This is a genomic window from Gibbsiella quercinecans (assembly GCF_002291425.1).
Taxonomy (GTDB): Bacteria; Pseudomonadota; Gammaproteobacteria; order Enterobacterales; family Enterobacteriaceae; genus Gibbsiella; species Gibbsiella quercinecans.
Genome location: NZ_CP014136.1, coordinates 4,887,019 through 4,911,405, shown reverse-complemented (window position 1 = coordinate 4,911,405; position 24,387 = coordinate 4,887,019). Strand labels below are relative to the sequence as shown.

Here is a 24,387-nt window from a genome sequence, read left to right as displayed (position 1 = left end):
GTCCCATCTTGTCATTAGTGTTTTCGATAGGGGTGCCATCTATCCTGACAGAGGGGGAATGCCCTGGCCTACTTTATCGGCGCCCTGGTCGGCAGCCTGGGCAGAGACGGACTCAAACTGGCACAATCATTGTTCAGCCGCGTGGTACGGCGCCAGGCGATGAAAGAAATCGCCTGTACGCTGGCTGCCGCTGCCGCCTCCGAACTGGCGGCCAATGCCATCGGGGCGTCGGCCGCACGGGCGTTGACCGTTGCCACCATGACTGCCCTGCCGGTGCATATTCCCACTGGCGCCAAGATCTTGGCTGGTGAAGAAGATCTGGACTTTACGCTGGCGGACCGCTTGCCGCTGAACTGGCAGCGCCTGTACCACAGCCGTAACCGCTCCACCGGCATGCTGGGCACCGGCTGGATGCTGCCGTTCGAAACCCGCCTGATCCGTTTCCAGGCTGACGATGGCAGCCTGCAATTCGTCTGGCGCGACATCACCGGGCGCGAAATTGGCCTGGGCGCCGTTGAGCCCGGCGACATTATCCATTTCTATGAAGACGGCTTTACCCTCTATTGCACCCGGCAAGGGGTGATGCTGTTGCAAAACACCGATGGCGAACATCAGCTTTATGAACCCGATCCGGCCCGTGAAGGCGAATGGCGCATCGCCCGTATTTATGATCGCCATGAGAACTGCCATTACTTCACCTGGAACAGCGCCGGCCAGTTGATCAACATCGCCAGCGACAATCAGGCGCTGGAAGTTGAACTTAGCTATGAAGCGCACCACGGCCGGCTGGCCGCCGTGCACCAATGCGTAGGCAATGAACGGCATGCGCTGGTGAATTATCGCTACAACGAACAGGGGCAACTGATCGCCGTGCAGGATGCGGACGGCATCACCACGCGCCGCTTTGGCTGGGACAGCGACTGCGGGCTGATGGCCTGGCACAGCTATGCCTCCGGGCTGACCGTGCGTTATCACTGGCAACCCGCCGCACAAGGCCCGCACTGGCGCGTCAATGCCTATGAAGTGCTGGATGAGCAGCAGCAAAGCCTGGAACACTGGGTGCTGGATGCGGATGAGCAGGCGCGCAGCGCCGTCGTCACCTGCCTGTCCGGCGGCAGCACCGAACACCACTGGGATGCGCTGAACCGCATTACCGACTATACCGACAGCTACGGCGCCCGCTGGCAGTTCCAATGGTCGGCACAGCGTGAAAGCCTGAGCACAGTAGTCAACTCGGAAGGGCAACGCTGGGAACTGGCACATGACGAACGCGGCAATCTGACCTTGCTACGCGATCCGCTGGGCCGGGCAACCCAGACCACCTGGCATGCCGCCTGGGCACTGCCGTTGAAAACGGTGCTGCCTGACGGCGCCTGCTGGCAATACCGCTATAACGTACTGGGTGATCCGGTCGAACAGACCGATCCGCTGGGCCACGTGACGCGTTTTAGCTGGAACGATCAGGGCGATCTGGTTACCCGTACCGACGCGCTGGAGAACACGGCGCGTTTCTGGTGGAACGAACGCGGCCAGTTGGTGCGGGAGGAAGACTGCTCCGGCCATTCAGCCACGCGCCAGTACGACGATAGCGGCCGGCTGCTGAGCAGCACCGATGCTGCAGGCAACAGCACCCGCTTCCACTGGAGCGCGGCAGGCCGCCTGCAGCGCCTGATCCGCCCCGACGGCCGTGAAACCCTCTATGATTACGATCGGGCCGGCCTACCGTGCCGCGAGTCTGTCGATGGCGTGTCTGAACGCCAGGTAGCGCGCAACGTGCGTGGCCAAATCGTGAGTGAAACCGATCCGGCGGGCCTGCAAACCCGCTATCAGTACGATCGCTTCGGTCGCATGACCGCCCTGCTTAACCCCAACCACGATCGCTGGCAGTTCGATTATGACAACGGCGATCGCCTGCTGGCGCAAACCGACTATGCCGGGCGCCGTACGCAGTATGGCTATGATCGGTTGGGGCAACTCACACAGATCACCGAATACCCACTGGCCGCCGAGGGCGAACTCACTGCGCCGCTGCACACGCGGCTGACTTATGATGCGCTGGGGCGCCGGGTAGCGAAGGACACCGCCGACAGCCACACCGAATACGGCTATGAAGATCGCAGCGTGGAGCTGCGCCGCACCACGCTGGCCCGTTGGCAACAGGCCCAGGCAACCGGAGAGCCCGTTGAGTGGGAAGAGACGCTGCGCTTTTCCCTCGACGCCGCCGGCAACCTGTGCAGCGAAGATAACCAAAGCGGCCACTGGCAGCATGAGTACGATCCGCTGGGCAACCTGCTGACCACTCGGATGCCGGACGGTAGCGCCCTGAACCACCTGCGCTACGGCACCGGCCACCTGCTGCAGATGAATCTGCAACACGGCGGCCGCACGTTTGATATCGCCGGCTGGCAGCGGGATGCGTTGCACCGTGAAATCAGCCGCACCCAGGGCGCGCTGCACCAGGAGACGCGTTACGATGCACTTGGGCGCATCACCCTGCGCCGTGCAACCGGTGAACGTGAGCACGCTTTCCTGTTTGAACGCCGTTACCTGTGGGATCGCCAGGATCAACTGGTGCAGCAGATGTTCACCGAAGACGGCATCGGCCAACCGGGGCCGCAATGCCTGCAAAGCCGCTTCGGCTACGATGCGCGCGGGCAGCTCACCCACAGTATCCAGCCACATCAGGAAGAACGTTTCCATTACGACGCCGCCGGCAACCGCACCGACAGTTCATCGGCCACGGTCTGGCACAACCTGCTGCAACGCCTGGGCGGCACACGCTGGGGCTATGACCGCTTTGGCCGCCTGAACTGGCGCCACAACGGCCCACAGGGTGAAGAACAACGTTTCAGCTATGACGCGGAACACCGGCTGACCGGCGTGAGCTTTACCGGCAACCCGCATTATCAACGGGCGGAATACCGCTACGATGCCCTGGGCCGCCGTAGCCAAAAAATCCTCTACCCGCACCACGGCGAACCGGAAACCGTCACGTTCCACTGGAACGGCCTGCGGATGGTGGGAGAACAAAGCAGCCTGCGCCCTGAACAGGCTACGCGTTACCTTTATCAAGAGAACAGTTGGGAACCGCTGGCGCGCGTCGACAGCATCGGCGAAAGCAGCGAGGTCTACTGGTACCATACCGAGCTGAACGGCCTGCCGACACGCATGACCGACGAGCACGGCAACCTGGTGTGGCAAGGACAGTTTTCCGCCTGGGGCGAAACCCGCAGCGAGAGCACCCCGCAGCAGTTGGCAACCCCGCAGAACCTGCGTTATCAGGGGCAATACCTTGACCGGGAAACCGGACTGCATTATAACCTGTTCAGATACTACGACCCGCAGTGCGGTAGGTTTACGCAGCCGGATCCGATAGGGCTAAGAGGCGGTCTTAACCTTTATCAGTATGCGCCGAATCCGCTTACTTGGATCGATCCGTTAGGTTTGAGTAAATGTAGTTCCGGTAGCAAACCCGATTTTTATGTTGGGCCAGCGGGGCCGAGTGCGACCATGCCTTCCACTGCTTATCGGTATATGAATAGTAAATTTGCTGCGCAGACAATGGAAAGCAAGTCGGCTCCATTAAGTTACTTCGGGTATACAAAATATAAAACCGGACATGACGCCAGAGATGCATATCAAATTTTTTACGAAAAAGGTAATCCTGATTCATGGAGTGATGCTCGACTGTTAGGGGAATTTGATACTCTACAGCTTTATAAGAATGGAGTACCTCAGGTTAAAGTCCCGCTTGCCAATGGTGATAGAGGGCCGGGGTATGAACTTTTTACCAGCGCATATCCTGAGTATGGCAAAGGGGGGGCATTACAGTTACTACCAGTAGAAAAGGGTTATACTGTTATTTTCGATAAAGTTAGTATTATTCCAGAGTAAATGCCATGACAGATGAAGAATTAAGAAAAAATCTTATTTATTTAATAAATAAGTATATTCCAGAGAGTGAGAGAGAATCATTCTATGGCGATATTTCAAGGGATGATGTGCCAGTAAAAGGCATTTTAGCTGACTTTAATAAAGTCAAGACAAGGACTGTCGAAAAAGTTGATGGTGATTTAATAAGTAATATCTATTTTAATTTTTGCTGATAAAAAGCCGGAAGCGATCTTAATGATCCTTCCGGCTTTTTTATTATAGGTCAGTCACTGCTCGTAATCTCCGCCAGAACCAGCCCGCCGGGAAAGCGGTTAAGCCACTCGGCGGCGGCGTGCTCATCGAACGGTTCCCGCCTCAGTCCTTCGAGACAGCGCCATAGATCCCGAATATCCTGCACGGTACGGTAATGGCAATGCTGCCCGGCATGACACGCAGTTTGAGCGGCTGCCAAATGCTTAAATGGAATGTAGGGGCGCAAACCATCGATATACAGGAAAAGGTTTGGGTGGTGTGTATGGTGCAAACTCTCGGAAAACAGCTCTTGCTGAAGTTAATGCATAGAAAGTTAATTTATCTACTCGTGAGCTAACCAGCAAAAAAGTGCAGCTCAATAATGTCTTGGATCTGACACGTCCAAATGTCAGAGATCAACCTGGTGTATCCTTAAAAGATATTACTGGAAGTGAATATGATGTTACTCATCAGATTGGATCATGGGCTAAGTCTCAAGGATATGACGGGATATTAGCTCCTTCAGCACAAAATATTACTGGTTCAAGTTTGATTGTTTCCTTTGGATTTTAATATGCATAGATTAGAAAGGTATTATTCTAGTGACGCTGACTGGAATGACTTTGTAAAGCTCTACGCTGAGGATTATCTAGATGAAAATGCACGTATTTTATCTAGTAAACTCAATGGCGCCATTGACTTAGCAATCGTTATTTACGGAAAAAGAGGGATAAAAGAAGGAGAATGGTGGATAGAACAGGAAGTACCTATGCTTGACAAAATCAGACCCTTAGACTGTCTTGATGATCCCGAGTTACTCAGGCGTCTTCGGGAGTGTTTAATGCGGATGCCATAAAGAAATATGCCGGTAGCGTAAGCAATTCCTTACACTATGGCGACGTTACGAAAGATATTTACTACAAAAGCCGGTAGTACGACCCGAAAATCAGATAAATTATTTCGCCGGAGCCGCTAGGGTTGGCGGGTGGGTTGAATATCTATGCTTATGTCGGAGATCCGTTAACTTGAGTGGATCCGCTAGGCTGGATGCGTTGCTCAACAGACTTATTGATGGGGTAGAACTGGCTATAATATTCCGAGGTGTAATTCATTATCTCGCTCATAGCTTCGTTAGAATTTTCGAATCAACTATCCGTTATCCATGTCGTTTTACGGCTTCTGAAGAATCAGCAATTTCCCCACCGATTCAGGTTTTGCTTTATCTGATATATCCACAGTAACTGCCTGAAATTTCTTCTGGCATAATGGCCGCACCTTCTGCCCGTAACCCAACGGGCACAAACTTAATATCATTTAGAGGATTTTAATATGGGGTTAGAATTGGATTATCTTGGTGATAACGCTTGGAATGATCTTGTTAAATCCTTTGATGAGGTATATTCCAATGCGGATGTGGATATTTTAACAGAAAAAATGAACGGTGCACGCGACATGGCTATTGTTATAAATGGGAAAATAGGGTTAAAAGGAGGGATTGAATGGATGGAGAGAAAAGTAAAAATGCTTGAAAATATCCGCCCTTTAGATTGCCTAAATGACCCTGATTTAATTAAACGATTACGGCAATATTTAATAGAGTTACCATGCTAAAACATTGCATGTGAACCTTGATTGTATAACCAATAGGTCGATTAATCAAAAATTAATTTATTTTTAAGGCGAGGTTTATTTTAACACAATGAAGAATTCAATAAAAAATCCTATATTATTGCATGATGGTTTTGAAAATAATTTCATTCATAACAAAAACTTTATTAATTGCCCGTATTGTGGCAGTCAGGTAGTTTTTACGGTTTTCAACTCTAAACGATTTGATCTAGAGAATGAGTTGTTTAAAAAAGAGATTGCAAGTCATATTAAAGGCGTAAAAGAAAATGCAATGAATTCTGGACGTTATAATTACAAAGGGGATGCAATATGTTTTTTTGAAAGTAAATGCTCTCTTCATAAGCATAATACTTTAATATTTTTTACATTTTCAGAGATTCAACCTGCAAGATATATATCTTACCTTATAGGTATTTTTGGCCAGAATAGTTAATTTGTTATATTGAGTCTGTAATATGAGATTTAGGTATACTTTGACTATTTATATAGTGAGCGAAACCGATCCGGCGAGCCGGCAAACCCGCTATCAGTACGATCGCTTCGGCCGCATGACCGCCCTGCTCAACCCCAACCACAATCGCTGGCAGTTCGATTATGACAACGGCGATCGCCTGCTGGCGCAAACCGACTATGCCAGGCACCGCACGCAGTATGGCTATGATAGGTTGGAGCACTCACACAGAGCATCGAATATCCGTTGGCCGCCGGAGGCGAACTCACGGCACAGCTACACACACGGCTGGCTTAGAATGCGCTTAGGTGCAACAGATGTTCACCGAAGACGGTATCGGCCAACCGGGGCCGCAGTGCCTGCAAAGCCGCTTCGGCTACGATGCACGCGGGCAGCTCACCCACAGTATTCGGCCGCGGTCTGGCACAACCTGCTGCAACGCCTGGGCGGCACACGCTGGGGCTTTGGCCGCCTGAACTGGCGCCACAACGGCCCACAGGGTGAGGAACAACGTTTCAGCTATGACGCGGAACACCGGCTGGCCAGCGTGATTTTTACCGGCAACCCGCATTATCAACGGGCGGAATACTGCTACGATGCCCTGGGCTGCCGCAGCCAAAAAATCCTCTACCCGCACCACGGCGAACCGGAAACCATCACGTTCCACTGGAACGGCCTGCGGATGGTAGGTGAACAAAGCAGCCTGCACCCTGAACAGGCTACGCGTTACCTTTATCAAGAGAACAGTTGGGAACCGCTGGCGCGCGTCGACAGCATCGGCGAAAGCAGCGAAGTCTACTGGTACCATACCGAGCTGAACGCCTCCCGACACGCATGACCGACGAGCACGGCAACCTGGTGTGGCAAGGGCAGTTTTCCGCCTGGAGCGAAGCCCGCAGCAAGAGCCCCCGCAAAATCTACGTTAGCAGAGGACATACCTTGACTGGGAAATCGGACTGCATTATAAGCTGTTCAGAGACAAAATAACTGGAGAAAAGGCTATCAATGAAATGAAACATAATTACACCGTCGATTTACTTATATCTCACAGCCAAATTCAAGTTCGTTCCAGGGCATTTGATGCGGAATTAAGTCAGTGGGGAGAAAAAACATTAACCAAGGGGCTGTTATTCATAAGGACTATGTGATTTTTGATCCCCTACCAGAGGATACTTTTGGCGCTAATATTCATTTGGCTTTAGCAAATGAATTTAAAATAGATAAAGACACTCAGCGTTGTATAGTTGTTCCGTTTTATATCAGAAACAATGAAAACATTGAGATTGCTTCGGTCACAGAGAAGTTCAAAATAGATTTGAGCTTTGAAGAAAAATTATATTCTCTTTATTATGAGGTTTGTGAAGGGGATGAAATATTTTATAAGTTAACATTCATTCCTTCTGAAACGCCAATAATACCGATGTATTTAATGGATGATCCTTGGGGAGGGGAAAAGAATAAATCCCTTGAGATAGGGCAAGTTTAGAACAACAACCCAAAGCAGAGCTCTCTGCCCCACTTCGCCATCCCAATGCCGTACCTCATCCTCTAAGCGCCAATTGCTTACGCAACAATTTGCCGAAAAAAGTGCGCGGCAACGCAACCACAAAATATATATGCCCGGCAGTGCGAGCAGACCGTAGTTGGCTACAATCCGTTGGCGCATACGCTGTTTAAACTGGCGCATATCGCGCCCGCATTGAACAACGTAACAATGGAGGTGTCGCCCCTATTGGGCCGGTAGTCAACACGCGCCTATAGTGATCCGGCTGAGCGATTTTAAAAACAGCGCTATCTAACGTAGAATGCGCGTCAGCCATAGTCAATAGGAATGAACGGACGGGCAGTAGCATTTGATCAGATATGGCGAGCAGGATTAATCTTTATCAGTACGCGCCGAATACGCTTACTTGGTTCGATCCAATAGGGTTAACTCCCTGAAAATTTTTACCATCAATATGTAAAGCAGGTAAACTACGATCCAGTAAATGGTCAAGAATTATATGTATTACATGATTGGAATAATATTTTATATGTAGCTCGAAGCGATGTGTTATATCGCTTAATATCATTCTTAGGAATTTAGGTATGCCTCCGTTAGAAAATCATTATACAGGTGATGAAAAGTGGAATGATTTCTCTGATTTTTATTCGCAGGATTATTTGGATGATACTGCACGTAATCTTGCGAAGAAATTAGAAGGACATTTAGATATTGCTGTTGTTATTTATGGCCTATTAGGTCCAAAGGAAAGTTTTGATTGGATTGATAAAAAAATCCCTGTTCTTGATAATATAAGCCCGAAAGACTGCCTAAAAAGCGAATCATTACTGAAACGTCTAAAATCAGCTTTAATGCGTATGCCATGCTAATAAAATTTATTAGTATGTCTGGTTATAATTCGCACCATACACGCTATCTAGTTGGAGGTTATTTTGTTAGATTTACATACAGATGTTTCCTCTTTGAAAATTTTTATTCATGAGAATTATCCATACGTAATACCTGATGGTTATCATCAGGCTTTTCAAGAAGAAGGTGGTCTGCACTTGGATTATAATCGTTGGCTTAGCGATCAGTCCAATTTACCAGACTGGCTACATTCCGTCGGGCCGCAGCTGAGTGAAGAAACATTACTGGACAGAGCGAAAGGTTCTCTTGTTGGCCTTGCGGCAGGTGATGCTGTTGGCACTACGCTTGAGTTTTTACCTCGCGACCAAAAATACGTCGATGATATGATTGGCGGTGGTCCATTCCAACTTAAAGCGGGGGAATGGACTGATGATACGTCTATGGCGCTTTGCCTGGCCGAAACTTACGTACACTGCCATGATCTAAACGTGACCGATTTTAGAAATCGTTTAGTGAACTGGTATCACTATGGTACAAACAGTTCGAATGGCATTTGTTTTGATATCGGCAATGCAACTCGTCACGCGCTGGAGGCTTACCTGCAATATGGGAATGAGTGGTTCGGCAATAATGATGCGCGCACAGCTGGAAACGCGGAAATAATACGTCTTGCTCCTGCTGCTATTTTTCATCGTCATTCCTTACTACATACCCTGGCACAATCTGAATTACAAGGTAAGGCCACTCATGGAGCGATAGAGTCCATGGACTGCTGCCGTCTGCTGGGAATGATACTGCATCATTTACTTAATGGCGCTAACAAATCTGAGGCCCTGGCAACAAAAACTTGTCCTTTGAATGCCAGAACAGCGCTAATTAATGCAGGAATTTACAAAAATAAAACCCGGGAACATATTCGCTCTAGCGGATATGTGATTGACACGCTTGAAGCAGCGTTGTGGGCTGTTTGGAATACATCGAATTTTCATGATGCTATTTTATTGGCTGCAAATCTGGCTGACGATGCCGATAGCGTCGCAGCGACGGCTGGACAAATTGCAGGAGCGCTGTATGGATACTCTGGAATCCCGAAAGTATGGCGGGATAAACTGGTTGAGGAAGAACGTATTTCTGGTTTGGCTGAACAACTATGGGGTCATTCTGATCCATCTAAAAGATAACATTAATGCTGGAGTTTGCTTGTAACATCAAAAATTGTCGCCCAATAACATTATTGCCTCAGTCAAACTAAAGAAATCAGTTCATATATTAAAATCCAAATAAAAACCTTAGAAAAATAAATTGCCAAATCAATATTAGCCATGTACTCAGAACTTATCTTACCGGCTTTGAAGTAAGTCGGCGGCGCGTTCATCGAACACTTCCCGGCTTAATCCTTCCAGACTGTGCCACAACTCCCGCAGATCCTGCACGGTGATGACGATGCAACCCAGCATCTTGGGCCATAAGAAGCTGGAGGCGACACAGGTTTACACGCGGACGTCATCGGGCACTCACAAAAAGTGCATGGAAAAACGCGTCCGATTAAGCGTAAAGCGAAGAAGAGGAAAAAACAGGGAAAGTAGCATAAAATGACAACACGAATGACACCACAGGAGGCAGCGATGAGCACTATCCACTTCAGAATCGATGAGGAAATCAAACGATTGGCGATGCGGGCCGCCGAGCGTCATCAGGTCACGCTGACAGAGTTGATGCGTCAGCGGGCGGAAGAGCTGGCCGAAGAAGAGCGGCAGCATCAGCGTAATGTCGGTGATGAATGGCTTGAGGCACAAGTACAGGAAGCGTTCTCTCGTTATGATGCGGGAGAAAGCGAGCTCATCAGCAATGAGGATGCCAGTCAGCGGATGAATGAACTGAAAGCGCGGGCGGCGCGAGGTGAGTTGTGACAGTCAGTGTGCGTTGGGAAAAACGAGCGCTGGCAGACCGTGAAGGTATCTATCGTTACCTGTATAAAGAAGCCGGACTGGATGTGGCGAATGGAGCGGATGACAAGTTCGAGTCGGCGGTTTCGCTGCTGGAAGCCACGCCGGAAGCGGGGATCGATATAGGCAAGTCAGGGGAAAGAAGAAAACGGGTGCTGACAAAGTTCCCGTTCATCATTATCTATGCGCTGAAACGAAAGATAAACGAAGTGCATATCCTGCGGATATTACATACCTCTCGCAAGGTGTCGGCAAAATACCAAACGCAACAGAAAAGTTAGCTCTCTCTTTCCTCCCTCCAAAAGCCGGCCTCCCTGCCCCATTTCGCCACCCCAATGCCCTCCCTCATCCCCGACTCGCCAATTGCTTGCGCACCACTTTGCCGGAAAAGGTGCGCGGCAACGCAACCACAAAATAGATATGCCGGGGCAGTGCATGCCGGCCGCAGCTGGCCACGATCCGTTGCCGCACGCGCTGTTTCAACTGGTGCATATCGCGGCCCGCATCAAACGACGTCACCAGATACAAGCTCACCATTTGCCCCAGCAGGCGATGGGCGATGCCAACCGCCGCCGCTTCCGAGACGCCGTCGATCGCCAACACCGCACGCTCAACCTCAACGGTCGATAGCCGCTTACCGCCGACATTGATCACATCATCCATTCTACCCAACACGGTGATCGCCCCCTGCGCGTTGCGCACTGCACGATCGTGAGTGGAATACAGCCATCGCCCCTGCTCTCGCCGCCAGTAGCGTTGATCATGTTCAACGTCGTCCTGCCACAGCGTGCTCATGCCGCCAGGCCCCAGCGTATCGCGGATCACCAATGTGCCGGGCACGCCGTCGGCGCAGGGTTCGCCGGTGATATCGTCCAGCACCTCAACGTCACGCGGCGACACCGGGCGCAGTTGGCCGCCTACTCCGGTCAGGATCGGCCAGCCGGTTTCCGTTTGCCAGTAGTGATCTTCCACCTTGATGCCGGTGACGGCGGCCACCCACTGCCGCGTAGGCTCATCCAACGGTTCGCCGGCAAGATAGATTGCACGCAGGCTGCGCAGATCGGCGCGGGGCGCTCCCTGTTGCCGGGCCATACGCATCGCGCCGGGTACCGTCAGCATCCGGGTGATCCCCAACTGTTGCACCCATTGCCACCAGCGGGCGCCGGGCTTATTCAGCGCACTGGCTTCCACCATCACGGTGGTCAGGCCCGCCAGCAGCGGTGCATACACGCCGTAACTGTGCCCGGTCACCCAGCCCACGTCGGCACTGGTGAAAAAGATCTCGTCCTCGCCCAATTGAAAGATGTTGCGTATTGAAGCCAACAGCGCCACCGCATAGCCACCGGTGTCGCGCACCACACCTTTGGGCTCCCCGGTGGTGCCCGAGGTATACAGCAGATGCGAGGGCGCGTCCGCCGGCAGCCAACAACACGGCACTGTGCGGCCTAGCGCTCGCTGGCGCTTCTGCTGAAAATGAGCGGAGCTCACGTCAATCAACGGGCAACGATAGCCGCTGCTGCACAACGCCTGCGTCAGGTGTGCGGCGCAGGGCTGTTCGCGCTGCCCGGCGTAAGTGACGATGGATTTTGGCTGGCTGGCCCGGATACGCTGGGCTAACGGTTCATGGGTTAGCCCGGAATAAACCACCACATGCACCGCGCCCAGGCGGCAGCAGGCCAACATCGCGATCGCCGCCTGCGGGATCATCGGCAGGCAAATCAACACCCGGTCCCCTTTTCCCACCCCTTGCTGGTGCAGCATCCACGCCATAGCCTGCACTTCCTGGTGCAGTTCGCGGTAGCTCAACGCCGTGATCTGCCCGGCATAATCGCAGTGCAAAATCGCCGTTTTGTCGCCGCGTGCCGCCAGGTGGCGATCCAGCGCGTTGTGGCAAAGGTTGGTGGTGCCGCCCACAAACCAGCGGCTGCGCGGGCCGTGGCCCTGATAGGCCGCCACCTGTTGGTACGGAGTGTGCCAGTCAAGCGCCTCGGCCTGCTGGCGCCAATAGGCCGCGCGGAAGCGATGCCGCTCCGGTGTTTCAACGCAGCGCATAATCATTCGCCACCGCCTGCGAGTTACCCGCCGTTGCGCCGCCGCTGCGTTCGGCGATGTGCCCGGCAAGGTGTTGCGCATCTTCCCCCACGCCTTCAAAACGCCCGGAGCCCCAGGTCCACAGCCACGGCAACCCCAGGAAATATAGCCCTGGCACCACCGAGCGGCCACGCTGATGCAGTGGGTAGCCCCGTTCATCAAATGCCGGCAGGTCGATCCAACTGAAATCAGTGGTGAACCCCACCGCCCAGATAATGCTGGTGATGTTGGCCTGTTGCAGATCAATCTCCGTCGGCGGGTTTTCCGGCTGCCAAAGCGGTTGATAGCGCGGCTCGCTCGGGGCATCGATCCCCTGCGCGCTAATCCATTCATCGATGCTGTCTTTGATTTTTTGCGACGTGGCGTCGGCGCCGTCCAGGTTTTTCGCCAGATCGTCGGCGGTGATCAGTTTGCCGTCGCGCAAATCGAGCAGCCGCCCATAGAGCTGCATTCCCTGCAAGGCAAAGGCACGCAGATCGATATCGCGCCCGCCGTCGCGGCCGGTGACGTAGTGGTTGGTTTTGCGCCGGGCGTCCTCGCCCAACGGATGATCGTCAACAGTCAGTTTGTAGTGCCCCATATCCTCCAGCCAGGCCACCACATCCCGCCCGCGATAAAAGCGCGATACCCGCGGCGCGCTGCCGACGCACAGGTGCACCTTGCGCCCGCTCAGGTGTAGATCCTCAGCAATCTGCGCGCCAGATTGCGCAGAACCGACCACCAGCACCTCACCGGCCGGCAGTTGCTCCGCCGATTTATAATTGGCCGAATGCACCTGCACGATGCCCGCCGGCAGGCGCGCGGCGATCGCCGGGAAGCGTGGCCGGTGGTAATTGCCCACCGCGATCACCACCTGGCCGGCATAATAGTTGCCGGCGCTGGTGTGCAACAGGTAGCCATCGCTATGCTGGCTAACGCGCATAACGCTAATGCCTTCACGCAACGGGGCATTAAAACTGTCGGCATAACGCTGGACGTAATCAATAATCTGATCTTTCACCATAAAGCCGTCTGGATCGTCGCCGTCGTACGGGAAGCCCGGCAGCTTGCACTGCCAGTTCGGCGTCACCAGGCAAAAGTTATCCCAGCGTTGTTCGCGCCAGGCCCACGCCAACTGGTTCCGTTCCAAAATAACGTGATCGATATGGCGTTGCGTCAGGCAATAGCTCATGGCCAGCCCGGCCTGACCGCCCCCCACAATAACGACTGGAAATTGATTGCGTTGCATGCTGTTCCCCACCTGATTCATTGCCCGATCACCGTAATTTTCTCAACCACAACCGGATCGGTAGCGGCGAACTGTTGTGCCTTCTGCCCAATGGCGCGGGATTGATCCATCGCGCTGGAGCAGGCATAGCCGAATTTGGCGGCAACGCGTGCGCTGGCTTCATCCAGCGCGGTTTGTGCGGCGAGCACAAACGCCTCCACCGTATAGGTGTGGTTAACGATCAAATGTTTTTCGATGGCGGTAGACGGCGAATAACAGTTCTCTTTGCTGCCGTCCGGCCAACACACGACAAAATTCATTGCAGGCATAGTCACCTCCTAAAGTTATTTGCCCATGCCGGTTAACGGCTGGGTATGCAAATCCCAAAAACAGCCACGCTCGCCGTTATGCGCAACGGTCAGGCGCAGCGAATCATCAAAGGTTCCAATCGCCGCCGCAGTAATCCCGGCCTGGATGAAACGGGCGATAACCGCTTCCGCCTGCTGTGCTTCAGTAGCCAACAGGTAGCCAAAACTGGGGAAGGCACACAGCCACTCTTGCCAGCCGCACGCCGCAGGTTTGGGCACCGCAGCCAGATCCACCGTTGCCCCCACCTGCGCGCTTTCCATCATCATCACCAGCGTGCCCAGCAGGCCGGCCTGGCTGATGTCTTTGGCGCCGATCACCCGCTGTTCCTCCGCCAGCGCGGGCAACAGCGCCAGCGCCCGGCGCAGTGCCGCCGGCTCGGCAGCGGTGGCGGCATCCCAGTTCAACCCCGGCGGGTGCCAGCGCCCCGCCAGATTGATGGCGGCGATCAGCGTTAGCCCGGGCGTGACTGCAAAGCTGCTCAACACCCGCCGGGCGTGCCCCAGCACCGCCACCGCCAGTTGCGCTTGGTTGCTGCGCAGGTTGGTGTGCCCGCCGACAATCGGCACCTGAAACGCCCGCGATGCCGCCGCCATGCCCTGCAAAATCTGTTCGGCCTTGTCGCCCTGCTCGCTCCATAGCGCATTGACCACCGCCTGCGGCCGCCCGCCCATGGCGGCGATATCGCTCAGGTTCACCATCACGCCGCACCAGCCGGCGAACCAAGGGTCCTGTTCCACAAAGCCATTGATAAAACCTTCCATTGCCAGCAGGCTGAAGCCGTCTGCGGCGGGCAGCACCGCGCAATCGTCACCGTTCGGGTGGCCGGCCAGCGGCCAGGCTTGTTGCAACGCGGCGGCCACCTGCTGGATATCGCTTTTGTGCGCAATGCCGCTGTGCTGGCGCACCGCCGTAAGCAGTTCCGGCAATTCCATCAGGCCACCCTCATCATCAGCGGCGCCAGCTCCGCCGGCACTCGCGGCAGGCGAGCGTTAAGCACCATGCCGCTAAGCGGATCGTGGCAGGGAGGGTAATAGGCCAGATCGGCCTGCATAAAGGCATGCGGCAGGCCGCGCAAGGTCACCGTCTCCAGCGTGTGCCAGTGCATACGCCGGAACAGCGGCTCGTTCTGTTGCTGAACGTGCGCGTAGAACTCTCGGCAGCCGAGCGCGTGGGCGCTGCTGACCGCCAGGCGGATTAGCATCGGCCCGAGTTGGCCCTGCCGGCGAAAGCTGCCGTCGACTGCCAGCCGCGAACCGAACCACACGCCAGGCTGCGGCTGGTGAATGCGCACCGTGCCCACCACTTCTTCATGCCAACCGGCAAGGGTGCCTAGCGCCACCAGCAGGTGGGCCTGTTCGTCGATGTCATCCAGATCGTGCTGTTCAAACAGCCCCTGTTCCTGGCAAAACACCCGCTGGCGCAAGGCGTAGGCCTGCCGGCGTTCCCACGGCAGGGTGACCCATTTGATGGTGTATTCGGCATAGTCGGGCATTTTGCGCCTCCTCAGGCGACCGCCTGTTCAAAACTGGACAAGGATGAACAGGCGCCGCAGCGGCCGCACCCCGCCTTGATATCGCTTGAACGCAGTTGCCCTTCACGCAGCATGCGCCCCAGTGGTTCGAGAATTGACGCCATGAACGCGGTGCTGGGCGCCGGGTGGTGCTCCAGCGGCGTGCCGCTGATCGGCACAAACGGCACCACGAACGGGTAAACGCCCAGCGCGATCAGCCGTTCCGAAATCGCCAGAATGGCTTCAGGCGTGTCGCCCATGCCGGCCAGAATATAGGTGCTGACCTGCCCGCGGCCAAAAACGGCCACCGCCTGCTCAAAGGCCACCATATATTGTTCGATGGTCACCTGGGCCTTGCCGGGCATAATGCGCGCGCGCACCTCCGGCGTTACTGCTTCCAGGTGCATGCCGAGCGCGTCGATCCCCGCTTCTTTCATACGGGTGAACCACACCGGGTCGCCCGGGGGTTCGCACTGCCCCTGCAACGGCAAATCCACCGCAGCCTTGATCGCCTGCGCGCTTTCCACCAGCAAGCGAGCGCCGCGATCGCTGCCTGAAGGCGTGCCGGTGGTCATCACCATGTGCTTCACGCCGTCCAGCTCAACCGCCGCTTTGGCCACCTCGGCCAACTGCTGCGGAGTTTTGTGGGCGATAGTGCTCCCGGCAGCCAACGATTGGCCGATGGCGCAAAACTGGCAGGCTTTGCGCCGGTTTTCATAACGGATACAGGTTTGCAGCACCGTGGTGGCCAGCACATCGGTGCCGTGCAGCGTGGCGATATGCGAGTACGGGATGCCGTCTGCGGTTTGCAAATCATAGAACCGCGGCTTATGGGCAAAGGTGATGTCCCGCACCGGGATCTGGTTTTTCAATAACGTGGTTTTGCCCTGTTCGGCATGCTTCACCTGCCATGCCGAATGGCGCGCGGTTTGGGTGTAGATCGGCACCATTACCGTTACGCCGTCGATAGTGACCGCCTGATGATCCGAAGGGCCGGCGCCGCCGTGGCGGCTCACATGCTGTTCCGACGGGTTCACCACATTCACGCCCTGCGTCAGCAGTTCAGTAATCAGTTGTTGTCTGGACAGGCTCGGCGTCGTCATCATTTTCTCCTTCACGGGCGGATTCGTTGTAGCTGGGCACCACATAGCGCGCCGGGCGGTCGTCAAGCCGCAGGCTCAATAACTCCGGCCGAGCGTAATGCCCCACCGAATCCATCATGCGTTTACGTTTGGTGATCAGGCGCATATCCAGATCGGCGATCAGGATCCCTTCCCCCTCCGTCAGCGGCGGCACAACGTGGCGCCCTTCCGGCGAGATAATGGCGGTGTTGCAACCGCCGCGCAGCCCTTTCTGCAACGCCGGATCGGGCGTCAGCTCTTCAATCTGGGCGTCGGTCAGCCAGCCGGTGGCGTTAATCACAAAGCAGCCGGATTCCAGCGCGTGGTGGCGAATGGTCACATCCATCTGTTCCGCAAAGATCGGCCCGACCAGCGAGCCGGGGAACTGGCTGCAATGGATCTCTTCGTGCTGGGTCATCAGGCTGTAACGCGCCAGCGGGTTGTAATGCTCCCAGCAGGCTAGCGCGCCGACGTGCCCAACGGCGGTATCGACGACTTTCAGCCCGGCGCCGTCGCCCTGCCCCCAGATCATGCGTTCATGGTAGGTCGGGGTGATTTTGCGCCGTTTGAGCACCAGTTTGCCGCTGGCATCGAAAACCAACTGGGTGTTATACAACGTGCCGCCATCGCGCTCATTAACGCCCAGCACCACGACGATCTCTCGCAGCCGCGCCCGCTCACCCACCGCCTGGGTAATCGGCCCGGGCACCTGGACCGCCTCATCGTAAAGCCGCAGATGGGCCGCGCCGGCGGTCATCGCCGGGGTGATAAAAGAGAAATAGGGGTAATAAGGGACGAAAGTCTCCGGGAAGACCACGATTTCCGCCCCCTGCGCCGCTGCCTGATCGATGGCGTCCAGAACCCGGGCCAGCGTTTTGCTGGCCGCGTGGAGATCTGGCGCGATCTGAACCGCAGCCGCACGTACCGTACGTGACTGAGCCATCTCGCGCCTCCGCTTACATGGTCCAGGTGTCGATGATCAGCGCATTGTCACGCGTATGCAGCAGCTTGAGATCCAGCACATCCAGCGGGTTGATAGGCCGGATGCCTTCAATCAGCGAAGGTTCGCCATGGCCGTACAGCGCCTGCAGCGCAAAGCGGCAGGCATAGACCTTGCCCCCTTCCGCCATAAACTTGGTCAACTGATTGTTGTAGTTCTGGTGGCCGGGAAACGCCTCTGCGCCCAGCGTAGGGAAACCGCGCTGCACCCCCAGCGTGACCCCCGGGCCGTAGAGCAGAATCGAGGTTTCAAAGCCTTTGCGCTGCAAGCGGGTGGCCTGCAGCATATTGACGAAGCCGATCGAGCCTTCAAACGCCACGGTGTGGAACGTCACCAGGGCTTTTTGGCCCGGCTCCGCCTTCACGTCTTCAAAAACTTTTTCTTCATAGTCGACCAGGAAATCACCGGTTTTATGGGCAGGTAAGGTTACTTTTGGCATGGTGTGCTCCGCATTGTCTCAGTTATAGGTGAGAAGCCAGTGGCTCCCCATTACGATGCATTTCGCCAATGGTGCGATAACGCGACGTAATCACTGGAGCAAGGGGCGTGCCAGCACAAAAATCGCCGATGCAATCATTAGCGAATCATCGGCGCAATATCCCGGCAAAAAAATTTACTTTCACCGCTTTACATTCACAATAAATACACAATCGATCACTTGGCACTCCATGTACGCACTTATTTGATGCTTAAATGCACTATTAATGCGCACAATGAAAATCAATATCCAATCATTAATGCAATCAATACAACAATGATTGCATGACGGGTGTTTTTCACACTACAGTGTCAGCGTTCCCGTTAACCCTGCCGCGGGCGGCAGCGTCAAAAAGGGCTGTAAAATCATGATCGATCCTATTTATGAGCGCTGGGCGGCCTATCTGCGCCAGCAAACCCAACGGCCGGCATACCTGCTGATTGCCGATTTGATCGCCGACGGTGTGAAAAGCGGCGAATTCCAGGCGCGCGATCGCCTGCCGCCGCTGCGCGATCTGGCGGTGGCGCTGGCGTTGAACTACACCACGGTAACGCGCGGCTACGCCGAAGCCAGGAGGCGTGGCCTGATTGATTCGCGCCCCGGTATGGGCAGCTTTATCCGCGGCAAGGTCCCGGCGATCCCACTAAGCAGCGGCAGCAGTTACGATATGACCATGAACTCGCCGATTGAGCCTGAAGCGCCGGATGTGGCCGACGCGATTCGCCAGGGCGCGCTGAATCTATTCGCGCACCAAGATATATATAGCCTGCTGCGCTATCAGGATTTCGGCGGAACGGTGAATGACAAAGAGGCGGCGATGATCTGGCTGGGCAAGCGCCTGCCGCGGCTGGATGCCGACGAGGTGTTGGTGTGCCCCGGCATTCATAGCGTGCTGGTGGGGCTGGCGACGCTGCTGGGCCGCAAAGGCGGCACGATCTGCGTAGGCAGCCTGATTTACCCGGGGCTGAAGGCAATCGCCAGCCAGTTGAATATCCCGCTGCACGCGCTGGAGTGCGACGGCGACGGCCCGCTGCCGCGGGCATTCGAGAACCAATGCCAGTTGGGCAACGTCAGCGCGCTGTATCTGAACCCCACCATCCACAACCCTACCACGCTGACGGTGCCGCTGCGCCGCCGTGAGTCGCTGGCGGATATCGCGCTGCGCTACAGCGTGCCGATCATTGAAGACGATGCCTACGCCGCACTGCCCAAACACCACGTCACCCCGTTTGCCGAATTGGTGCCGGAGCTGACCTGGTATATCACCGGGCTGTCGAAATGCTTCGGCGCCGGGCTGCGCATCGCCTACGTGAAAGGGCCGGGCAAACGCTCTACCCAGTTGCTGGCCGGCGCTCTGCGGGCGTTAACCGTGATGTCCAGCCCGGTCACCAATGCGCTGGCCAGCCAATGGATTGGCGATGGCACTGCCGATAAAGTGCTGGCGGCGATTCGCCAGGAAGCGGCGATCCGCCAGAAACTGGCCGCCAAATACCTGCATAAGTTCCACTATCAGGCGGATCCTCATGGCTTTCACCTGTGGCTGCACCTGCCCAAACAGTTGCATTGGAACCCGTCCGACGTGGCGATCCGGCTGCGGGAGCACCGCGTGAGCGCGGTTTCCAGCGCGGCGTTCTGCACCGACAATAATCCGCCGGCCGCGCTGCGGCTGTGCCTGGGCGGTGCCTATAGCCGCCAGCTATGCGAAGACAACCTGGCGACGGTGGCCGATCTGATGGAATATCCGGAGCACTTTACCAGCGGCGCGCTGTAGGCACGGGCGTTTAGCCGCCCTCATGCTTGATCCACACGGCTTGCCACGGCCGCAGCACCAGGGCGCCGTCAAACGCCGTCAGGGTGATCAGCTCAATGCCCGGCAGCGGCAGTTGCAGCCGCTGCGCATGGCTGCTGATGTTCACCACGCAGCTAATGCGCTCACCGCTGCGGGCGTCGGAGCGTTCAATGCCGAACAGCGCATCGCCCAGCTTTAATACTCGTTGCGTGGCCTGCGGTGAAAACGCTGGCTGCGTGCGGCGGCAATAAATCAGGTGGCGCATGCGGTGGAAAACCTCAGCACGCAGGGTGCCCGGCGTTAACAAGGCGTTTTCCAACGGCTTCAGCGCCAGCTTTTCGCGGTTGATGCGGCGGTTGATACCGGAACGTTCCACGCCGGCCAGATCGTTTTCGCTGCCCAACAGGCTGTGATAGTACAAGGCGGGCACGCCGCGAAAGGCCAGCAGTATCGACTGGGCGGCCAGAAACTTATCCGCCTTGGTGGCGATATCATCATCCGGATCGGTGATCGCATCCAGATAGTTGATGTTCAGTTCATACGGCGATTTGCTGCCGTCGGCGTTGCTGCGCCAGGAGATACGCCCCTTGCGGCGCTCCACTTCGGTGACCAGGAAAGCGCGTTCGGTGTCGTCCAGCAGGTTTTCCGTCGGCCGCAGGCCAATGCCGTCGTGGCTGGCCAGGAAGTTAAAGAAGGTAGTGTTGGGTGGGTGAACCTCTGAACTCAGTTGCGTGGCCCAGGCGTTCAGCCAGCGCGAATCCTGGCGCAAAAACGCGTGCAGCGTCAACGGCGGCAGCGGGAACTGATACACCATATGCGCTTCATCGCCGTTGCCGAAATAGCGGATATTTTCATTGTGCGGAACGTTGGTTTCGGTGATCAGGCGGCAGCCGGTATTGGCGCGATCGAGGATCAAGCGCCACAGTTTGATAATCTGGTGCACTTCCGGCAGGTGGATGCAGGGCGTGCCCGCCGCCTTCCAGATAAACCCGATGGCATCAAGGCGGATCGAGCGCCCGCCGGTGGTGGCATATTGCAGCAGCACATCGATGCTTTCCAGCAGCACCGCCGGCTCACGAAAGTTAATGTCGATTTGGTCTTCGCTGAAGGTGGTCCAGACATACACGCGCTGCTGGTCCGCTTTTACATAAGGCGTGAGCAGCGGCAAGGCGCGCGGGCGCATCACATAATGGTAATCGGCCTGCGGGTCGGCTTCGATAAAGTAGTTTTGGTACTTTTCCTCACCTTTCAGGTAGCCCTGGAACCACACGCTGGCGCTGGAAACGTGGTTTATCACGCAGTCGAACATCAGATCAAAATGTTGGTTCAACGCCCGGATATCCGACCAATCGCCCAGCTCCGGGTTAATGCGCCGGTAATCGACCACGCTAAAGCCGTCGTCGGATGTCCACGGGAACATCGGCAGCAAGTGAATATCGCTGACCAGCCCCTGCAACCAGCGATCGGCAAACTGTTTCAGCACCACCAGCGGTTTTTGTTCCTCCTGGTGTAGGCTGTCGCCGTAGGCGATTAAATAAACTGTTTTTTCGTCAATCGGTTGCGCCAATTGCCCGGCGGTACGCTGCCACTTTTCCAGCAGCCCTCGAATTCCCTCGATTAACCGCGCATGCTGCTCGGCAGGATACAGCTTGTTTAACGCCTGCTGGAGTTGCTGGACAAAATCAGAGCTCATCACTTACCACCTTTGGGTTGGCCGTCACTTTTTGTACCCTTCCCTTTATAAACGTTCGGCGCTGTGATGCAAATTCGGTGCGTTTATTTTCCGCGGATGAAAAACAGCATGTTGCAACGCCTTCCCCCTGGCGAATCTTCACTTTTTCCACGAGATTATCGTTACCATGCCGCTCTGCCCAGCGGATTGGTTAAGGTATATACTCTCCTGACCCCCCCCCGCTCGTCAGTCACTTAAGTTTAAACAGGATAGGACAAAATGAACGTATCTATGAACCGTTGGCTAGACAAACCCGATCTGGGAAAATTGCTGCTGCGCGTATCGTTCGGCGCCATGATGCTGTTTCACGGCGTGCATAAACTGTTATACGGCATCAATAGTATTATCGGCATGGTGGTGCACCATGGTATGCCGTCGTTTGTGGCTTATGGCGTTTTTGTGGGGGAAATCATCGTTCCTCTGATGTTTATTTTCGGCATCCTGGTGCGGCCCGCCGCCTTGATTTTCTGCGCAACCATGCTGTTCGCCTGGTTAATCACTCAGCCCGGCATTATTTTCACGCTCACCAAGGTTGGCGGCTGGGGGCTTGAGGAAATCGCAGTTTATTTCTTTGCCGGCCTGGCGATCGCGCTGCTGGGGTGCGGGCGGTATAGCATCATGAAAAACCCGAACTGGCGGTAGCCGCCCGCGGCAGGTGAGCGGCGGCTTCGCCATAACAGCGCCGCCGCAGCCTGTTGTGCTTAAGGGATAACCTTGCGTGCGCGGAACTCCTCGAACAAGCGTATAAACATTTCGGTGCTGTCTACCACATCATGGAAACCGGCCTGGCGTATTTTGGTGGTGCTGGCGATCACATCCCAATCACAGCGGAAAATAAAATCGCCGAATTCCCAGGCGGCAAGCTGCTCGTAAGGCACCGGCAGCAGGTTGTGCTTTTCCACCAGCGCCTGCCAAAGCGGCCCTTTGTCGGCCATATACTCCGCCAGCGGCAGCGTTAACGGCTCTGCCAGCGGCATATCAAACCAGCGTGCCACGGCTTCCCACAGTTGATACCAGCGGAAAATATCGCCATTGGTCAGATTATAGGCCTGCCCCCCGGCGGCTGAGGTGGCCGCCCATACCGAACCATGCGCAAGATGCGTGGCGTCTGTCACCTGCGCCAGCTTGCCGTAACAGGTGGCGGTGCCGGGGAAACGCAGTGGTAGCCCCAACGCCTTACTGATGGTGGCATAGACTGCGATCTCCATCGCCAAATTCATCGGATTGCCGAGGGCAAAACCACAGACCACATCGGGCCGCAACACCACCGCGTCCCAGCTTCGGCCCGCCGCATAGCCATACAGCCAGTCCTCCATCGCGTAGTAAAAATTCGGCGGCATATGCCGCGGATCATCTTCCTTCGCCGGGGTTTTAAACGCCCCCAAATGTGCGCCATAGTATTTGCCGCCTTCGTACAGCACCACCCGCTGCAACGACGGGGAAAATTCAGCCACCGTTTCCACCAGGTTTTGCAACATCCCCAGGTTGGTGTCAATCAGCGCCTGCGGCGTAGCGTGCGCCTGATAGGCGGCATGGAAGATATGAGTTACGCCGGTCAGTTGCGAAAGCCCGGCGCGGGTGGCAGCGGCATCGAGCAGATCGACGGCGATATAGTTGCCTGGCGTACCCGCAGGCGGGGTACGGCGCGACAGGCCAAACACCTGCCAGTCATCCTGCGTGGCGAGGTATTCGACCAAATTACGGCCGATAACGCCCAGCGCGCCCGCTACCACGGCTATTTTCTTTTCGCTCATGGGTTATCTCCAATCAGACGATATCGTCAATCACACCGCCATCAACCCGCAGCGCAGCGCCCGAGGTCGCCGAAGCCTGGCGTGAGCAGACATAGACCACCATATTGGCCACCTCTTCCACCGAAGCCGCACGCTGAATAACCGAGCTGGGCCGGTTGGCCATCACGAATTCACGCGCCAGCGTCTCAAGCGATTTGCCGGTGCGCGCCACCTCTTCCGCCATCATTTCGGCAAAACCATCGGAAATGGTCGGCCCCGGCAAAACGCTATTGACCGTTACCCCGCTGCCCGCCACACGCTTGGCCAACCCGCGCGATAACGCCAACTGCGCGGTTTTGGTCACGCCATAATGGACCATATCGGCCGGGATGTTGCACGCCGATTCGGATGAAATGAACACCACCCGGCCCCAGCCCTTATCGACCATCGCCGGCAGTAACGCCCGCGCCAGCCGCACGCCGGACATCACGTTGGTTTGCCAATAGCGCTCCCAGGTGGCGTCATCGGTAGCAAAAAAGTCCTGCGGGCCGTAGATCCCCGCGTTATTGACCAGAATATCCACGCTGGGCAAAGCGGCTATCAGTTGGTCTGCGCCGGCGCCAGTGCTGAGATCGGCCGCGATGCCGCTAACCTGCGCCTGCGGATACAAAGCGAGCAGTTTGTCTTTCGCTTTGGCAATGCTGCCGGCGCTGCGGCCATTGAGTAACACACTGGCGCCGGATTCGGCCAGGCCCTGGGCAATCGCCAGCCCAATGCCCGCGGTAGAAGCGGTGATCAATGCAGTTTTGCCGGAGAGATCGATTTTCATATGTGGTACTCCATCAGTGAGTCA

At 55.7% G+C, this 24,387-nt stretch carries 24 protein-coding genes and 1 pseudogene; 14 read left to right on the top strand and 11 right to left on the bottom strand.

The window, feature by feature from the left end; all coding sequences use genetic code 11:
- Window positions 1-159 precede the first annotated feature (159 nt).
- From ACN28Q_RS22340 to ACN28Q_RS22285, 12 genes and pseudogenes are all read left to right on the top strand, one after another.
- A complete protein-coding gene (locus tag ACN28Q_RS22340; protein ID WP_095849159.1) occupies window positions 160-3,894 on the top strand; it encodes an RHS repeat-associated core domain-containing protein in 3,735 nt (1,244 codons plus the stop codon).
- A gap of 5 nt (window positions 3,895-3,899) precedes the next feature.
- Complete coding sequence (locus ACN28Q_RS22335) at window positions 3,900-4,106, top strand: hypothetical protein (protein WP_095848345.1); 207 nt, start codon at window positions 3,900-3,902, stop codon at window positions 4,104-4,106.
- A 379-nt stretch (window positions 4,107-4,485) separates the two neighbouring features.
- Window positions 4,486-4,698 (top strand): annotated as a pseudogene (locus tag ACN28Q_RS22330) (RES domain-containing protein); the annotation flags it as partial.
- Between the two features lies 1 nt (window position 4,699).
- Window positions 4,700-4,981, top strand: coding sequence for a hypothetical protein (locus ACN28Q_RS22325; RefSeq protein ID WP_095848344.1), 282 nt, complete (start codon window positions 4,700-4,702; stop codon window positions 4,979-4,981).
- 473 nt (window positions 4,982-5,454) lie between these two features.
- The gene (locus ACN28Q_RS22320; RefSeq protein WP_095848343.1) at window positions 5,455-5,736 is read left to right on the top strand and encodes a hypothetical protein; all 282 of its coding nucleotides are present in this window, start codon (window positions 5,455-5,457) and stop codon (window positions 5,734-5,736) included.
- 88 nt (window positions 5,737-5,824) lie between these two features.
- On the top strand, window positions 5,825-6,187 hold the full coding sequence (locus tag ACN28Q_RS22315) for a hypothetical protein (RefSeq protein WP_131928972.1): 363 nt from the start codon (window positions 5,825-5,827) through the stop codon (window positions 6,185-6,187).
- Between the two features lie 40 nt (window positions 6,188-6,227).
- Window positions 6,228-7,043 carry a hypothetical protein gene (locus ACN28Q_RS22310; protein WP_230469570.1) on the top strand — a complete coding sequence of 272 codons (816 nt, stop codon included), beginning with the start codon at window positions 6,228-6,230 and terminating at the stop codon, window positions 7,041-7,043.
- A gap of 258 nt (window positions 7,044-7,301) precedes the next feature.
- Window positions 7,302-7,691, top strand: coding sequence for a competence protein ComJ (comJ, locus tag ACN28Q_RS22305; protein WP_230469569.1), 390 nt, complete (start codon window positions 7,302-7,304; stop codon window positions 7,689-7,691).
- 602 nt (window positions 7,692-8,293) lie between these two features.
- On the top strand, window positions 8,294-8,578 hold the full coding sequence (locus ACN28Q_RS22300) for a hypothetical protein (RefSeq protein WP_095848340.1): 285 nt from the start codon (window positions 8,294-8,296) through the stop codon (window positions 8,576-8,578).
- Window positions 8,579-8,638: 60 nt separating this feature from the next.
- Window positions 8,639-9,739 (top strand): ADP-ribosylarginine hydrolase Tri1, encoded by a 1,101-nt coding sequence (gene tri1 / locus ACN28Q_RS22295; RefSeq protein ID WP_413541224.1) that lies wholly within the window; start codon window positions 8,639-8,641, stop codon window positions 9,737-9,739.
- A gap of 444 nt (window positions 9,740-10,183) precedes the next feature.
- Window positions 10,184-10,468: a damage-inducible protein J gene (locus ACN28Q_RS22290; RefSeq protein WP_095848338.1), complete on the top strand. Its 285-nt coding sequence runs from the start codon at window positions 10,184-10,186 to the stop codon at window positions 10,466-10,468.
- A complete protein-coding gene (locus tag ACN28Q_RS22285) occupies window positions 10,465-10,785 on the top strand; it encodes a type II toxin-antitoxin system RelE/ParE family toxin (protein WP_095848337.1) in 321 nt (106 codons plus the stop codon). The genes ACN28Q_RS22290 and ACN28Q_RS22285 overlap by 4 nt, the downstream gene beginning before the upstream one ends.
- 64 nt (window positions 10,786-10,849) lie before the next feature.
- Here the strand turns inward: ACN28Q_RS22285 and ACN28Q_RS22280 are convergent, their stop codons facing one another.
- From ACN28Q_RS22280 to ACN28Q_RS22245, 8 genes are read right to left on the bottom strand one after another with little or no spacing between them, the layout of a single operon-like run.
- Entirely contained in the window at window positions 10,850-12,562 is a 1,713-nt protein-coding gene (locus tag ACN28Q_RS22280) for an AMP-binding protein (protein WP_230469568.1), read from the bottom strand.
- Window positions 12,543-13,823, bottom strand: coding sequence for an MSMEG_0569 family flavin-dependent oxidoreductase (locus ACN28Q_RS22275; RefSeq protein ID WP_095849157.1), 1,281 nt, complete (start codon window positions 13,821-13,823; stop codon window positions 12,543-12,545). Before ACN28Q_RS22275 ends, ACN28Q_RS22280 begins: the two co-directional genes overlap by 20 nt.
- Window positions 13,824-13,840: 17 nt before the next feature.
- The gene (locus ACN28Q_RS22270) at window positions 13,841-14,131 is read right to left on the bottom strand and encodes an MSMEG_0570 family nitrogen starvation response protein (RefSeq protein ID WP_095848336.1); all 291 of its coding nucleotides are present in this window, start codon (window positions 14,129-14,131) and stop codon (window positions 13,841-13,843) included.
- A 15-nt stretch (window positions 14,132-14,146) separates the two neighbouring features.
- Complete coding sequence (locus ACN28Q_RS22265; protein ID WP_095848335.1) at window positions 14,147-15,103, bottom strand: sll0787 family AIR synthase-like protein; 957 nt, start codon at window positions 15,101-15,103, stop codon at window positions 14,147-14,149.
- Window positions 15,103-15,663 carry an MSMEG_0567/Sll0786 family nitrogen starvation N-acetyltransferase gene (locus ACN28Q_RS22260; protein ID WP_095848334.1) on the bottom strand — a complete coding sequence of 187 codons (561 nt, stop codon included), beginning with the start codon at window positions 15,661-15,663 and terminating at the stop codon, window positions 15,103-15,105. The genes ACN28Q_RS22265 and ACN28Q_RS22260 overlap by 1 nt, the downstream gene beginning before the upstream one ends.
- Window positions 15,664-15,674: 11 nt before the next feature.
- Window positions 15,675-16,784, bottom strand: a complete 1,110-nt coding sequence (locus ACN28Q_RS22255; RefSeq protein ID WP_413541223.1) for an MSMEG_0568 family radical SAM protein — start codon at window positions 16,782-16,784, stop codon at window positions 15,675-15,677.
- On the bottom strand, window positions 16,744-17,745 hold the full coding sequence (locus tag ACN28Q_RS22250) for a Nit6803 family nitrilase (RefSeq protein WP_230469567.1): 1,002 nt from the start codon (window positions 17,743-17,745) through the stop codon (window positions 16,744-16,746). Before ACN28Q_RS22250 ends, ACN28Q_RS22255 begins: the two co-directional genes overlap by 41 nt.
- Window positions 17,746-17,758: 13 nt before the next feature.
- Window positions 17,759-18,241 carry an MSMEG_0572/Sll0783 family nitrogen starvation response protein gene (locus ACN28Q_RS22245; protein ID WP_095848332.1) on the bottom strand — a complete coding sequence of 161 codons (483 nt, stop codon included), beginning with the start codon at window positions 18,239-18,241 and terminating at the stop codon, window positions 17,759-17,761.
- Window positions 18,242-18,647: 406 nt separating this feature from the next.
- Between ACN28Q_RS22245 and ACN28Q_RS22240 the strand changes: the two genes are divergently transcribed.
- On the top strand, window positions 18,648-20,051 hold the full coding sequence (locus ACN28Q_RS22240; RefSeq protein WP_095848331.1) for an aminotransferase-like domain-containing protein: 1,404 nt from the start codon (window positions 18,648-18,650) through the stop codon (window positions 20,049-20,051).
- Window positions 20,052-20,061: 10 nt separating this feature from the next.
- On the opposite strand, the gene ACN28Q_RS22235 is transcribed toward ACN28Q_RS22240, so the two are convergent.
- The gene (locus ACN28Q_RS22235; protein ID WP_095848330.1) at window positions 20,062-21,762 is read right to left on the bottom strand and encodes a sugar phosphorylase; all 1,701 of its coding nucleotides are present in this window, start codon (window positions 21,760-21,762) and stop codon (window positions 20,062-20,064) included.
- A 258-nt stretch (window positions 21,763-22,020) separates the two neighbouring features.
- Here ACN28Q_RS22235 and ACN28Q_RS22230 point away from each other — a divergent pair, with 258 nt between their 5' ends.
- Window positions 22,021-22,443, top strand: a complete 423-nt coding sequence (locus ACN28Q_RS22230; RefSeq protein ID WP_095848329.1) for a DoxX family protein — start codon at window positions 22,021-22,023, stop codon at window positions 22,441-22,443.
- A gap of 59 nt (window positions 22,444-22,502) precedes the next feature.
- Here ACN28Q_RS22230 and ACN28Q_RS22225 read toward each other — a convergent pair whose 3' ends face one another.
- Both ACN28Q_RS22225 and ACN28Q_RS22220 read right to left on the bottom strand, forming a co-directional pair.
- Complete coding sequence (locus tag ACN28Q_RS22225) at window positions 22,503-23,555, bottom strand: SDR family oxidoreductase (protein ID WP_095848328.1); 1,053 nt, start codon at window positions 23,553-23,555, stop codon at window positions 22,503-22,505.
- A 13-nt stretch (window positions 23,556-23,568) separates the two neighbouring features.
- Window positions 23,569-24,363, bottom strand: a complete 795-nt coding sequence (locus tag ACN28Q_RS22220) for an SDR family NAD(P)-dependent oxidoreductase (RefSeq protein WP_095848327.1) — start codon at window positions 24,361-24,363, stop codon at window positions 23,569-23,571.
- Between the last annotated feature and the right edge of the window lie 24 nt (window positions 24,364-24,387).